We start from the raw sequence: 14,305 nt of genomic DNA on the forward strand, positions 1-14,305 counted from the left end.
CTATAATGATAGTGGTTTAATCGAAAAAAAGGAGTGAGTTTATGAGCAAAAAACCTATTTATGTTGAGATAGACATCCAGGCTCCTATAGAAAAAGCATGGGATTATACACAAAAACCACAGCTGCATGAGCAATGGGATTTACGTTTTACATCCATTACATATATACCGAAAAGAGCACCTGAGGAGTCACAGCGTTTTACCTATGAAACGAAGGTCATACCAGGCTTACAGGTTAGTGGCTGGGGAGAAAGCAAGGGGGAGCATCATAAAGAAAATGGCATCATTGACCGCTTTGCATCGGATGACGATATGGGGGATTCCTTTTTTACAAATTGATTATCATATTGAAAGAAATAAGGGAGATTGGCAGGAAATGACTAGTTCAAACGAGAAGGTCCTTATAGAGTCAACTAAAAAGGAGTGATGGTTTGCGTTTAACAAGAGGAATTACTGGTTTTGATGCCGAGCATTTAATCGAGCAGGATATGCGTACGTTTCAGTCAATGGTGTACCATTTAGTGACAAGTGAACAGCGAGCAAAAGTAAGACAATTTATCGATGAACCTCCCTTTGTCTACATGCAGGCAATGGTGGACTTAGATGGGGAGAAGCTGACAATTCTTCATCATCGATATATGCCCTATATTGCGTTTGCCAAGCAGAATGAGGAGCTTCCCTTTACATTTTTATCAAAGCCTCGGCTACACAAATATTTCCCCATGCGTAAATGCTTAGAAGCGACTACTCTTATGACATTACTATCAAAGGATCAGGCTTTACATAGCTTATCAGTGACGGAATGGCAGTACATCGCTTATTTTAATAGCCAAACGATTGGCGACGTTATGTTTAATGCTTGGGATTGATTGTAGTCCAATATACTCAAGACGAAAGATGCTATAAAAAACACTATATTGACCAAGTTATTTCTGGAAATCTAGTAAAAATTCCTAAAGCCACCAATCCTTCTTGTTAAATGGTAGATTACTATTTATGGAATAGATATGGAAAATAAGGAGTTTTTGCAGATGAAGTTCAAAACAATCAGTCGACGCATTGTTTTTTCCTTTAGTATTGTCATCGCCATCATGATAGGCTACATTGCGTACAACTATTATGCCATCACACAAAGCAACAATGCGACAGAACAAATTGTTCAGCAAGAATTACAATTATTAATTGCAGATTTTGAGCAAGCACAAACAATCGATTTAAGAATAGCGGCAGTTAGAGGCTATGTACTGTCTGGTAATGAAAAATATAAAGAGATTTTCCAAGATAATGTGGCGAAGGCAGCCGACAACGAGGAAAAACGATCAGCACTCACAACCTCAGGTGAATTCGGGAAATATGCGCAAATGGCAAAGGAATGGAATCGTTATATTGAACAACAAGTATTTGCAGTATATGACAAGGGTCAAACCGAGCTTGCTATCCAAAATTTAACGAAAATGGATGACACGGCAACCGCGATTCGTGAGGGCTATGAAGGGTTAGCGGCGCAACGAAAGCAAGCCATTAATGAGGTAGGCACGGACATGATTGCTGCTGGTGAAAATAAACAGCTAATTGCGATTGTCGTAGGTATTTTCATTGTCCTTCTAGCCGTGATGATTGAACTACTAAGTGCCCGTGGTATTTCAAGACCCATTATTACATTAACAGAACGTATGCAACGAATGACGAAGGGGGATTTAAGCGAGCCCCCTTTACCTATTCAATCAAAGGATGAAGTGGGCCAGTTGATGGAAGCGACCAACACAATGGCAGATATTTTAAATCGACTCTTGAAACATATTCAAACAGTGTCGGATGAGGTAGCGGCTCATAGTGAGGAGCTTTTGCAGTCAACCACAGAGGTAAAAGCAGGTACAGAACAAGTTGCCACTACTGTAACAGAAATCGCCAGTGGTACAGAACGACAGGCAAACCATGCAGCAGATGTCGCTTCCTCCATAAACGACTTTGCTGTCAAAGTAACGACTGTTCATGACGGCAGTAAAGACGTTCAACAATATTCGCAGGAAGTCAAAGCTTTAACAGAAGAAGGTAGAGATGCCATGATCTCTTCCACAAAGCAAATGGAAGCGATTCAGCAGATGGTAAAGAACGCGGTGGATCAGGTAACTGGTTTCAGTAAACAAACACAAGAAATTTCTAAGCTTGTAGCGGTCATTCAAAATATTGCGGCACAGACAAATTTATTAGCACTGAACGCAGCGATTGAAGCAGCCCGAGCTGGGGAACAAGGAAAGGGCTTTGCGGTGGTAGCCGACGAGGTTCGCGCATTAGCCGAGCAGGTGGCCTTCTCCGTTGATGATATTACAGCCATTGTAGGAGCCATTCAGGATGATTCGAGGACAGTGACCTCCTCATTAGAGCAAGGCTATGGGGAAGTAGAAAAAGGCACAGCGCAAATTGCCACGACCAATACAACATTCTATCGTATTGCAGATGCGATCGATGCCATTGCAGCAAGCATTAATGGGATGTCCTCCGATTTACACGGGGTTGTTCACAATACTGTCACGATTCACCAATCTGTCGATGATATTGCGGTTGTCTCAGAGCAGTCAGCGGCAGGTATTCAGGAAACATCGGCGACCATTGAGCAGGCTGCAAGCTCTATGGAGGAAATGAAACATAGTGCCGAGCATTTAGCAGAAATGGCCGAACAATTAAATGGCCTCATTCGTCGCTTCAAACTATAGAAAATTGCGCTTGATTTCAAACTTCCAACACATTTACGCTGTATACTATTGCATTGGAAGGTGGAATCATTTTGAGAAAATATTTACTTTTATTATTAATGAGTACTTTATTCATGGCACCAGTTGCCTATGCCCATACGATGGATAAAAGTACACTATTCACAGATGTCTCTGAAACAGCCTCCAATATTCAGGACATTATGGTATTACACAGTATTGGGCTTCTTGGGTACAATGGCAAAGATATGGCCTTAAACCCAACAGACAACTTATCACGCAAGGATTTTGCAGGCTGGGTAGGTGGCTTCTTTGGCCTAGCAGGATCGACTGTAGATGAGCTAGCACAAGCAGCACAAAAAGAGGATTACGTTTCTTCCTTAGAGGGGGACCTTACGTACAAAGAAATTAATACTGCCCTTTTTCATCATAAACTAGAGCTAGCGAATCCAGATGCGACCATGACAAAAGAGGAGTACATTGCGTTCTTAACAGAGAACCTAACATTTGATATGGGTGGTCATACGCTTATTCAAATGGGCGGCTTTGCAGAAGGACCAACAGGTACTATTGAAGATGTCGTAACAGGTGACGAAACAGGCATCATCATTGGTGGTAAAACATACATGCTGTCAGGACACCCGCGCATCTTTGCTGATTCAACAGATGCCAAAAGCTGGGTAGGTCAACAACTGGAACGCTCTATTTTCACAACAGCAGGAGATCATCATCATGGTCATGACGGTGGTCAAGAAGAAAGTCACGGGGATCATGCCGAAGGGCACGGCGACAGCCATGAACACGAAGCATCAGCCTCGAATGAAGCTACTCTACAATATGTACAAATTAGCTCTGCACAAGTAGCAAAAGAGGACGCCAAAGAAGTGCAGTCATCGAATGCCACGCCAAAAGAACAACAAACAACTGCAGCAGATGACACTACATCCAACTCAAATACAGTATGGATGATTGCCATCCTAGTAGTTCTAGCAGCCATTTTTGCTATTGTTTTTGTGAAACGAAAAAAATAAAGCAAATTTTAAGAACCAGCAATGATCGAGGAAATTCGGTTATTGTTGGTTTTTTTAAAAGGAAATAATTGCTATAATAAAGTAAAGTGCGGATAGTAAGCTAACATGATTTCATAGCATGATTCGCACCAAAAATATTGATGAAAATGCCGCTTGGACAGAACTGTATTGGTTATTAATACCTATTTTTTATTTATAAACATTAATATTGAGGATATTTTGTTGAGAATTTACTTATTTTCGCAGTCACTCTCTGTATAGAGAGTGTGGATTGAAATATTTCCTCGTATTGCAACAAAGGAAGGTACATAGAGTCACTCTCTGTATAGAGAGTGTGGATTGAAATCCGGTTGGTAACATAACAGGTACATGGACGTTTGTCACTCTCTGTATAGAGAGTGTGGATTGAAATGGTGATGTTTTTAGGAATGTACGGATACGTTATGTCACTCTCTGTATAGAGAGTGTGGATTGAAATTCAAAATAAATGCCCTTCACATAAATTGTGAAAGGCGTCACTCTCTGTATAGAGAGTGTGGATTGAAATCGTTTCAACCATCTTAGATCGGTTCAAACTTTCAGTCACTCTCTGTATAGAGAGTGTGGATTGAAATATTTAACCCAATCACTAGGCCTTCACCTGTCCATGTCACTCTCTGTATAGAGAGTGTGGATTGAAATACATTCGCACCTAATCCACTAATTGCAAAATCATGTCACTCTCTGTATAGAGAGTGTGGATTGAAATGGAGCATGAAATACACGGCCGGCCCATATTTTTGTCACTCTCTGTATAGAGAGTGTGGATTGAAATTAAATCACCTAAGATATCCTCAGTACCTGAACCCCGTCACTCTCTGTATAGAGAGTGTGGATTGAAATATACGTATGTAAGCCATTTGCTGACAAACATTATGTCACTCTCTGTATAGAGAGTGTGGATTGAAATTTTTGTGATAAGAGGGTGTTAGTGAGGCTAAATGGTCACTCTCTGTATAGAGAGTGTGGATTGAAATCTCTTGAGATTGTGGAGGGCGGTATTGAAATGGGGGTCACTCTCTGTATAGAGAGTGTGGATTGAAATAGCAACTACTGACCAGATGAATCGTGCTCTACGGTCACTCTCTGTATAGAGAGTGTGGATTGAAATGTTTTATCGATAAATCTGTTTCTAACAGTAACTCGTCACTCTCTGTATAAAGACTATGAATTGAAATTAAATGGTGTTTTTTTAAACAACAACATTTCTTATGTATGTAGAAAAAGAGTTAACCATATTTTGTAGGCACTTAGACATCTGGTCGAAAGTTTGGTATAATTGTTCAAATATTACAATTTCACATACGAGAGAAAGGCGGATTAGATGACTACTTTAGATATTATTGCTCATATTCGATCAAGTGATGGTGCAGAGCAACGGTTGGTGGATCATTTAAAAGAGGTTCAAGTTTTGGCAGAAAGAATTGGACAGAAAATTGGTCTTTCACATGTCACTGGCCTTGCAGGAATGTTACATGATATGGGAAAGTTTAGCAGAGCGTTTCAGGAATATATTCGCGAAGCTTTCTCTAATCCCGATAATCCTCCAAAACGGGGGAGTGTGGATCATTCTACAGCAGGAGGGAAATTTTTACTGGAGCATTTTCATCAAGGTGGGCCGATAGAACGGATTTTAACGGAATGTGTAGCAAATGCCATTTTTACACATCATGGGCAATTACTCGATATGGTAGACAGTGAGGGGCAATCGCCATTTGTAAAAAGATGGACGACTGAAAAGGATATTTCATTTTCACAAGTGAAGCAAGACTTTTTACATCATATGTATGACCTTGATTATATGCAGATGTATGTTCAAAAAGCGGTTGATGAATTGCAAACTTATCTCAATAATAGACTGAAAAATGTGAAAACTACAAGTGAAGCTGCTGGTATTATGCAAAAGTTAACAAGTTATCTCACAATGTATATATTTAGTGCATTAATTGATGCAGATCGTCGAAACTCACGAGATTTTGAAAAACAGGAAGAGTGTTCTAATGACGATTCTTCTGTTCCTTGGTCAACATTTGAACAACATTTAAATAATGAACTGGTTGAAAAACAACGCCAAGCTTTACCAAATGAGATTACCCGTTTACGTGAACATATGTCAGAGACTTGTTTAGAAAAGGCAGCTCTTCCTACAGGTATTTATACACTTTCCATGCCTACAGGTGGTGGAAAAACATTAGCTAGTCTACGTTTTGCATTAAGACATGCACAGCTTCAACAAAAAGAACGCATTATCTATATCGTGCCTTTTACTACAATCATTGAACAAAATGCTCAAGAAGTGCGTGATGTATTACATGCAGAAGATTATGTTTTGGAGCATCATAGTAATGTTATTGAAGAATCCGAACATCTTGAAGGTTTGACTTTCAGGGAATATCAGGCTACAAGAAGACTAGATGCTGCTAAGGACGATTGGGATATACCAATTGTTTTTACGACAATGGTGCAATTTTTAGAGACCTTTTATAGTGGAAAATCACGTAGTGCCAGAAGATTACATAGCTTAGCGAACAGTATATTAATATTTGATGAGGTACAGGCTGTGCCTATACATTGTGTGTCTTTATTTAATGAGGCCTTAAATTTTCTAAAAAACACATGTCAAACGACATCGTTACTTTGTACAGCTACCCAGCCAGCACTCCAATATGTACGTCATAATATAAAGATAGATGGAGAACTGATGGACAATTTACCTTCCATTGTAGAAGCTTTTCAACGGACAACCATAAAGCCTTTGTTAAAAAATGAAGGCTGGTGTACCGATGAATTGTACGATTTTCTTAAAGTAAAACTGACCGAAAATAACAATGTATTAGTCATATTAAACACAAAAAAAGCGGTAAAAGATTTATTTGAACATTTTATTTATGATGATATTGAAGTCGTACATTTGAGCACAGGTATGTGTCCTGCACATCGAAAGCAAAAAATAAAGGAGATGCGAGAGAAGCTACGAAAAAAGGACAAAATCATATGTATTAGTACGCAATTGATTGAAGCAGGCGTTGATATCAGCTTTGATTGTGTGATTCGCTCATTGTCAGGGTTGGATTCCATTGCGCAAGCTGCTGGACGATGCAATCGTCATGGTGAAGTGGCGTTACGAGATGTCTATGTGATTAATCATGCAGAAGAATCTTTAAGTAAACTACCTACTATTAAAAAGGGTGGTGAATGTGCCAACTACATCATGAAGGACTTACAACATGATCCTACATTATTTGGGGGAAATCTATTGTCGACTGCGTCCATGATACATTATTTTAATAACTTCTATCAAGTGTTTGAATCTAAGTTAAATTATCCAATTCCAGCATTACAAACCTCTATTTATGAGCTTTTATTTCGTGTAGATACGGACTGGAATAAAAATTATCTGAAGGAACAAGGTAGACAAAATCCATTAGCAATACTAACGAGCTTTAGAACCGCTTTCTCACACTTTGAGGTGATTGACGCAAAGACACAAGGGATACTTGTACCATATGGAGAGGGGGAAGAACTTATAACCCAGCTTACGAGTGGTGAGCCAATTCCAGATTATCCACTATTTTTGAAGAAAGCCCAGCAGTACAGTGTGAATGTTTTTAAGCATGAGTTTGAAGCTCTAAAGCAAAATAATCAGTTGATTGTTGTTCATTTTGGTTCATTGACGATTTATGCAGCAAAAGATGCAGCTTATGATGAACAGTATGGCATTAGTACGCAGGGAGAAGCACAGCTAACGGATTTTATTGTGTAGAAAGTGAAAAGCAGCTCATTGCTTTTCAAGTAGTGAGCTGCATTCAAACATAAATCATATAATATATTTTTCAATCCACACTCCCTGCTGAAGTGACATTATAATAATAGCATATTCGATTTAAATTGATTTTTTTCATATAATATATTTATTTAAAGTTATATAATGTAACTCACAAAAAATTTATTGACAATAATTGGTTATGTAGAGATAATATAGTTAGATAATTTGAAATTATCTAAGGTTTTGGGTGAGAGATCAACTATTTCCCCCTATAGTTGATCTCCCTTAAAATCTATAAGGTAATTTTTCACAATATTATTTAAGGAGGTGAGAACATGACAAAAATACGCAATCAAATTGAATTTGAGGTGTATGGTGCTTATGCATTATTTACAGATCCACTCATGAAGCTTGGTGGTGAGAAAATGACGACACAAATTCCTAGCTACCAAACGCTAAAGGGGATCGTTGAATCCGTATACTGGAAACCGTCCATTATTTGGTATATCGATGAGATCCGTGTCATGAATGCGATACGTATGGAATCAAAGGGTATACGCCCTATTGATATGGCAGGTGGTAATACATTGGCGAATTATAGCTATTTGCGTGACGTACGTTATCAAGTAAGGGCGCATTTTGAGTTCAATACTAATCGTTCAGATTTACAACAGGATTTCAATGAATTTAAACATCATAACATTGCTAAGCGTTGTGTCGAAAGAGGGGGGCGTCGTGATGTTTTTCTAGGCACAAGGGAATGTCAGGCCTATGTCGAGCCATGTGAATACGGAACTGGAGAAGGGTATTATGATGACTATGATGAAGTACATTTCGGTACGATGGTGCATGGTTTAAATTATCCTGATGAAACGGGACGCAATTTGCTAGAAACAAGACTTTGGCAGCCTCGAATGATAAAAGGGTATATTACTTTTATTCGCCCAGAAAAGTGTTCACTTGTTCGTCCAATCAAAGAAATGCAAGCAAAATCATTTAAATTAGGTGAAACAATGACAGCGGTGGGTGAAGAATACGCGGAACTAGAGGTGAATGAATGAGTTATTTACGTGCTTTGTATAAAACATATGAGGAACATGAAGCACAAGCGGGAGAGGTTTTTACAAAAGAAGCGAAAGATAAGAAAGAAATTGAATATACATTACTGCCGATTTCTCATACAACGCAAACGGCACATATTGAAATGGTGATTACCTTAGATGGGACATTATACGATGCTCAGGTCATTGAAAAAATAAATACAATCTTACCGTTTACGGAGAGTTCTGGTAGTCGTTCGGGGAAAAACTATGTGTCGCATATGTTGCAAGATAAGTTGATGTATGTTGCAGGTGATTATGTCACTTACACTCAAGAAGAGGATAAGCGTGATGCCCATTTGTTCTATTTAGAGCAGCTTGGTGAATGGTGTACATCCGCTTATAGTCATCCGCATGTACAAGCCATTTATGAATATGTAAAAAAAGGGACACTTATTCAAGATCTTGTGGAACGCTCAATACTACATGTTACAGAGTCGGGGTTATTGCGTTCGAAATGGGATACAAAGCAAGATGGAGATAAACCATTGATATTTCAAATGTTAGCAGGGGCTCAAGAAAGTGCCTTTGTTCGTTTCAATGTACATGTACCAGAGAAAGTCATAGATCCAGTTTGGAGAAATAAGGAAATCTACGATGCATACAGTCATTTTTATCAAACGAAATTACAGGATAATGACCTATGCTATGTGACAGGTGAATACAAGCCTTTTACTGTTCGCCACCCTAATAAATTGAGAAATTCAGGCGATAAAGCAAAGTTAATTTCAGCAAATGATAGCACGGGTTTTACTTATCGTGGACGATTTAAGGATAGCTTTGAGGCTGCTAATATTAGCTATGATGTTTCACAAAAAGCACATAATGCCTTGAAATGGTTGATTGAACGACAGGGTAAGCAAGTAGATGGTCGTATCTTCCTTGTTTGGGGATCAAAAAATCCAGATATACCTGATGTCTCAAATGATTTATCTAATGACGTTTTTCGAGGGCTAAATTCTTTATTAGAGCAACGTGATACAATGCTTATCCAAAGTGAAGATTCTAAAAAAATACTGGCAGACCAGCATAGTCAAATCATTAGCGGTATAAAAAAGAACATGAATTTTCAAGAATACGAGGATGAAAAAGTCTATATTTTAACGCTGGATGCAGCAACACCGGGACGTCTAGCAGTACTTTATTATCGAGATTTAGATATCAAAGACTATTTTACTAGGCTATTAAAATGGCACGAGGATTGTAGTTGGCAACATACAAGGAAAAAGAATGGTGAGTGGGTACGATACTTCGGAGCGCCTTCTTTTTATACGATTGCACATGCTGCTTATGGACCAAGACCAAGTGATAAAGTCGTTAAAGGGGTTATGGAACGGATGTTGCCATGCGTGCTGGATGGGCGGAAAATTCCGATGGATATTGTGCGAAGTGCTATAGTACGAGCTTCAAATCCACAGTTTTATGATCAATCATGGGAGTGGGAGCAAGCACTTGGTGTCGCCTGTTCTGTTGTGAAAAAACATTACGATGACAAAGAAAAGGAGGTTTACACAGTGGCACTTGATACGAAAAATTCGGATCGTGATTATTTATTTGGTCGCTTACTTGCAGTTGCAGATGTGTTAGAGCGTAATGCATTAGGTAAGGAAGAAAATCGGCCAACAAATGCTTTACGTTATATGAATGCATTCTCTCGCCATCCTGCTAGAACGTGGGCTACAATTCAGCGCAACCTACAACCTTACCAAATGAAACTAAGAGAAAAAGGCATTTATTATACTAAGCTTATAGATGAAATTGGTGCTCAAATGGGGATTCAAGACTTCACTGATATACCACTTACTGGGAAATATTTACTTGGTTACTACAGTCAACGACAGGCATTGTATTCGAAAAAAGAGAAGAATGAGGAGGAATAATCCATGACAACATTAGATCATAAAATTGATTTTGCAGTAGTCTTTTCAGTACAAAATGCTAACCCTAACGGAGATCCACTAAACGGGAATCGACCACGTCAAAATTATGATGGCTACGGTGAAGTATCAGATGTATGTATAAAGAGGAAATTGCGCAATCGGCTTCAAGATATGGGAGAGGTTATATTTGTCCAATCCGATGATCGTAATAACGATGGTTTTAAAAGTTTAAATGATCGGGCAGATGCCATTCCCGAGTTGAAAAAAATTAAAGCAGATAAAAAGGGAAATGCCGATATGTATGCTACGATTGCAAGTCAGACATGGTTTGATGTAAGGGCATTTGGACAAGTCTTTGCTTTTAAAGGGGATTCGCTATCAGTTGGCGTACGTGGACCAGTCTCTATCCATACAGCATTGAGCCTTGCACCAATTGATATTACAAGTATTCAGATTACGAAAAGTGTTAACTCAGTGACGGGTGATAAAAAAGGCTCTGATACAATGGGAATGAAGCACCGTGTAGACTTTGGCATTTACAAATTTTTTGGCAGCATCAATACACAATTAGCAGAAAAAACAGGCTTTTCGAATGCAGATGCTGAAAAATTAAAAGAAGCACTGATTTCATTATTTGAAAATGATGCCTCTTCTGCCCGACCAGAGGGCTCATTGGAAGTACATAAGGTGATTTGGTGGGAGCATAATTCTAAGCTTGGCCAATACTCATCTGCCAAAGTTCATCGCTCATTACACGTAGAAGGACAGTCATTAAGTGATTTAACAATTTCTGTAGAACCTTTAGAAGGGTTAGAAGTTTATGAGTTGGATGGAAAATGATGATGCTGACTATTTAATGCTGTCAGGGATTCAACATTTTCAATTTTGTCCTAGACAATGGGCGCTGATACACATTGAACAACAGTGGGCTGAAAATGTTTTGACAATTGAGGGTCAGCATGTACATGAAAAAGCAGATCAACCCTTTTTGCGTGAAAAACGTGGAAATAAATTAATTGTGCGAGCGATGCCTATTCGCTCGCATTCTTTAAAAACAAATGGCATATGTGATGTGGTGGAATTTCTTGAACATCCAAATGGTGTACCTATCCAGGGTGAGGAAGGCTGTTATTTGCCTATACCTATTGAATATAAACGTGGCAAACAAAAGAAAGGACAGGAAGATATTGTCCAACTGGTGGCACAAGTTATTTGTCTAGAGGAAATGTTAGTTTGTGAGATTCCCTTTGCCTATTTATTTTACGATGAAATAAAGCGTCGTGTAAAAGTAGAAATTACGAATGAGCTGAAGGAAGATGTGAGGTCTATGTTTAAAGAGATGCATCGCTATTTCGAGCGGAAGCATACACCAAAAGTTAAAACTGGTAAACATTGTGTGAGTTGCTCGCTACAAAATTTATGTCTACCAGAGTTAATGACATCAACAACTGTTCGTCGTTATATGGAGAGGTATTTATAATGCGGAAATTATTAAATACGCTATTTATTACAACCCCTGATATTTATCTATCTTTAAAAGGAGAAAATGTGGTCATTACACAGGAAGAACAGCAATTAGGGAGATTTCCTTTACACAATTTTGAAGCCATCTGTACATTTGGATATGCAGGAGCAAGTCCGAAATTAATGCATGCGTGTGCAGAACGGAATATTAATTTAACTTTTTTATCGCGGTCTGGAAAATTTTTAGCACGGATTGTTGGAGAAAGCAAAGGAAATGTAATCCTTCGGAAAACACAATATCGGTTGTCAGAAAGTGAAATAGAAAGCGCCAAAATTGCTCGAAATTTTATTTTTGCTAAAATTTCTAACCAGAAATGGATAATAGAGCGTATGGCTCGTGATTATCCGCTGCGATTAGATGTTCCTGTTTTTAAACAGGTTTCTCGTGATTTAACCACCACAATGAAAGAAGTGTTACAGGCAGAGGATTTAGAGAGATTACGAGGATTGGAAGGGCAGGCAGCAACAGCTTACTTTAAGATTTTTAATCAAATGATACTACAACAAAAAGAGACGTTTGTCTTTAAAAATCGTAACCGACGCCCTCCAACAGACCATGTCAATGCTTTATTATCCCTAGCTTATACATTACTTGCTTCAGATGTAACGTCTGCATTAGAAATGGTAGGATTAGATGCATACGTAGGGTATTTACATCGTGATCGCCCAGGGCGTGCTTCACTTGCACTTGATACGATGGAGGAACTACGTGGTGTTATGGCTGATCGCTTTGTGTTAAAACTTATTAATAAGAAAATTATGCAGCCGATTGATTTTGTACAAAAAGAAAATGGTGCTGTCTTGCTAACAGATGAGGGTCGCAAAAAATTCATCAAAGCTTGGCAAGAACGAAAGCAAGAAAGCTTAACACATCCCTACTTAAATGAAAAAATAAATTGGGGTCTTGTACCACATGCGCAAGCTATACTACTTGCACGATATTTACGAGGTGATTTAGAAGAATACCCACCCTTTTTATGGAAGTGAGGTTTGATCATGCTAGTATTAGTCACATATGATGTAGTCACGAAAACGGCTGCTGGTCAAAAGCGATTACGCAAAGTAGCAAAAACTTGTGAAAATTATGGCCTACGTGTTCAAAATTCCGTTTTTGAATGTGTAGTCGATGCAACACAATTTAAGCAACTTCAACTTGAACTTCAGGCAATTATTGATGTAGATATGGATAGCCTACGCTTTTACCAGCTTGGCAACAACTACAAATCGAAAGTCAAGCACATTGGTGCCAAAGAAACGTTTAATGTGGAGGACACCATAATTTTATAAATATCATGTCGGTGCGGATGCAAAGCAAACATAAAATTCCTAGAAGACCCGCACCTATTTTTGTTAAGAGTTTAATCAAAATTACTATCTTGATGAGTAGAAAGAAAGATCATATTTAAATAATTTAGTGAAATTATATTAAAAGTAATATTTTTTAATGAAATTTCGCTGTCACTCTCTGTATGGAGAGTGTGGATTGAAATGCCTCCTATATAAGCTGATACAGGCTCATAAGTTGTCACTCTCTGTATGGAGAGTGTGGATTGAAATTACACGGATTACCCGCTCTGATAATCCTGTAACGTCACTCTCTGTATGGAGAGTGTGGATTGAAATTGTTTCGTCAGCATCTGTATAGTCAAAATGCTCGTCACTCTCTGTATGGAGAGTGTGGATTGAAATGAATCTTGCTCAGCTTTGAATGCGTTGTATTCTGTCACTCTCTGTATGGAGAGTGTGGATTGAAATTAACAGGGAATGAGAGTGCCTACTATAGCGTAAAGTCACTCTCTGTATGGAGAGTGTGGATTGAAATTACAAAACGGCGTCCAAAGTCTTTCGCCCAAGTGTCACTCTCTGTATGGAGAGTGTGGATTGAAATTGTATAATGAATCGAACGCCCTTTTTCTGGTGGTGTCACTCTCTGTATGGAGAGTGTGGATTGAAATCTAGTAATCCCTCCGCACCCGCACCAACCATTTCGGTCACTCTCTGTATGGAGAGTGTGGATTGAAATTTTCATGGACTCTATTTCTGTCAATCCTTTGTCGTCACTCTCTGTATGGAGAGTGTGGATTGAAATATACCAGGTAAAACAGGTTCAGGAAAGTCATTTGTCACTCTCTGTATGGAGAGTGTGGATTGAAATATAGGATTAACCGCACCTGTAACTAAATCTGCTGTGGTCACTCTCTGTATGGAGAGTGTGGATTGAAATATAAAGAAGATGATACCTACAATTAAGAATA

Annotated in this window: 10 protein-coding genes, 1 pseudogene and 2 CRISPR repeat arrays (1 of these 13 running past the window's edge); all 11 genes and pseudogenes read left to right on the forward strand. The window is 38.6% G+C overall.

Translation table 11 applies throughout. The features are described from left to right. Positions 1-41 precede the first annotated feature (41 nt). A pseudogene (locus MKY46_RS09845) lies at positions 42-281 on the forward strand (DoxX-like family protein); the annotation flags it as partial. A 149-nt stretch (positions 282-430) separates the two neighbouring features. Continuing rightward, positions 431-868 (forward strand): hypothetical protein, encoded by a 438-nt coding sequence (locus MKY46_RS09850; RefSeq protein ID WP_340834066.1) that lies wholly within the window; start codon positions 431-433, stop codon positions 866-868. 162 nt (positions 869-1,030) lie between these two features. After that, positions 1,031-2,713, forward strand: coding sequence for a methyl-accepting chemotaxis protein (locus MKY46_RS09855; protein ID WP_340834068.1), 1,683 nt, complete (start codon positions 1,031-1,033; stop codon positions 2,711-2,713). A 71-nt stretch (positions 2,714-2,784) separates the two neighbouring features. Further along, on the forward strand, positions 2,785-3,741 hold the full coding sequence (locus MKY46_RS09860; protein ID WP_340834070.1) for a hypothetical protein: 957 nt from the start codon (positions 2,785-2,787) through the stop codon (positions 3,739-3,741). 245 nt (positions 3,742-3,986) lie between these two features. Continuing rightward, a CRISPR array of direct repeats spans positions 3,987-4,958; the repeat unit is 33 nt; unit sequence GTCACTCTCTGTATAGAGAGTGTGGATTGAAAT. 146 nt (positions 4,959-5,104) lie between these two features. Beyond that, entirely contained in the window at positions 5,105-7,543 is a 2,439-nt protein-coding gene (cas3, locus tag MKY46_RS09865) for a CRISPR-associated helicase Cas3' (protein ID WP_340834071.1), read from the forward strand. 347 nt (positions 7,544-7,890) lie between these two features. Continuing rightward, positions 7,891-8,607 (forward strand): type I-C CRISPR-associated protein Cas5c, encoded by a 717-nt coding sequence (gene cas5c, locus MKY46_RS09870; RefSeq protein WP_340809802.1) that lies wholly within the window; start codon positions 7,891-7,893, stop codon positions 8,605-8,607. Continuing rightward, positions 8,604-10,526 carry a type I-C CRISPR-associated protein Cas8c/Csd1 gene (gene cas8c, locus MKY46_RS09875; RefSeq protein WP_340808867.1) on the forward strand — a complete coding sequence of 641 codons (1,923 nt, stop codon included), beginning with the start codon at positions 8,604-8,606 and terminating at the stop codon, positions 10,524-10,526. Before cas5c ends, cas8c begins: the two co-directional genes overlap by 4 nt. A 3-nt stretch (positions 10,527-10,529) precedes the next feature. Further along, positions 10,530-11,366, forward strand: coding sequence for a type I-C CRISPR-associated protein Cas7/Csd2 (gene cas7c / locus MKY46_RS09880; RefSeq protein ID WP_340834072.1), 837 nt, complete (start codon positions 10,530-10,532; stop codon positions 11,364-11,366). Further along, complete coding sequence (gene cas4 / locus MKY46_RS09885) at positions 11,356-12,006, forward strand: CRISPR-associated protein Cas4 (protein WP_340835657.1); 651 nt, start codon at positions 11,356-11,358, stop codon at positions 12,004-12,006. Before cas7c ends, cas4 begins: the two co-directional genes overlap by 11 nt. Further along, positions 12,006-13,037, forward strand: a complete 1,032-nt coding sequence (gene cas1c, locus MKY46_RS09890) for a type I-C CRISPR-associated endonuclease Cas1c (RefSeq protein WP_340834073.1) — start codon at positions 12,006-12,008, stop codon at positions 13,035-13,037. Before cas4 ends, cas1c begins: the two co-directional genes overlap by 1 nt. A 9-nt stretch (positions 13,038-13,046) precedes the next feature. Continuing rightward, the gene (gene cas2, locus MKY46_RS09895) at positions 13,047-13,337 is read left to right on the forward strand and encodes a CRISPR-associated endonuclease Cas2 (RefSeq protein ID WP_340808870.1); all 291 of its coding nucleotides are present in this window, start codon (positions 13,047-13,049) and stop codon (positions 13,335-13,337) included. A 170-nt stretch (positions 13,338-13,507) separates the two neighbouring features. Continuing rightward, positions 13,508-14,305: a CRISPR direct-repeat array (repeat unit 33 nt; unit sequence GTCACTCTCTGTATGGAGAGTGTGGATTGAAAT) (it continues 709 nt past the right edge of the window).

The organism is Lysinibacillus sp. FSL M8-0355 (genome assembly GCF_038008985.1).
Classification (GTDB): domain Bacteria; phylum Bacillota; class Bacilli; order Bacillales_A; family Planococcaceae; genus Lysinibacillus; species Lysinibacillus fusiformis_D.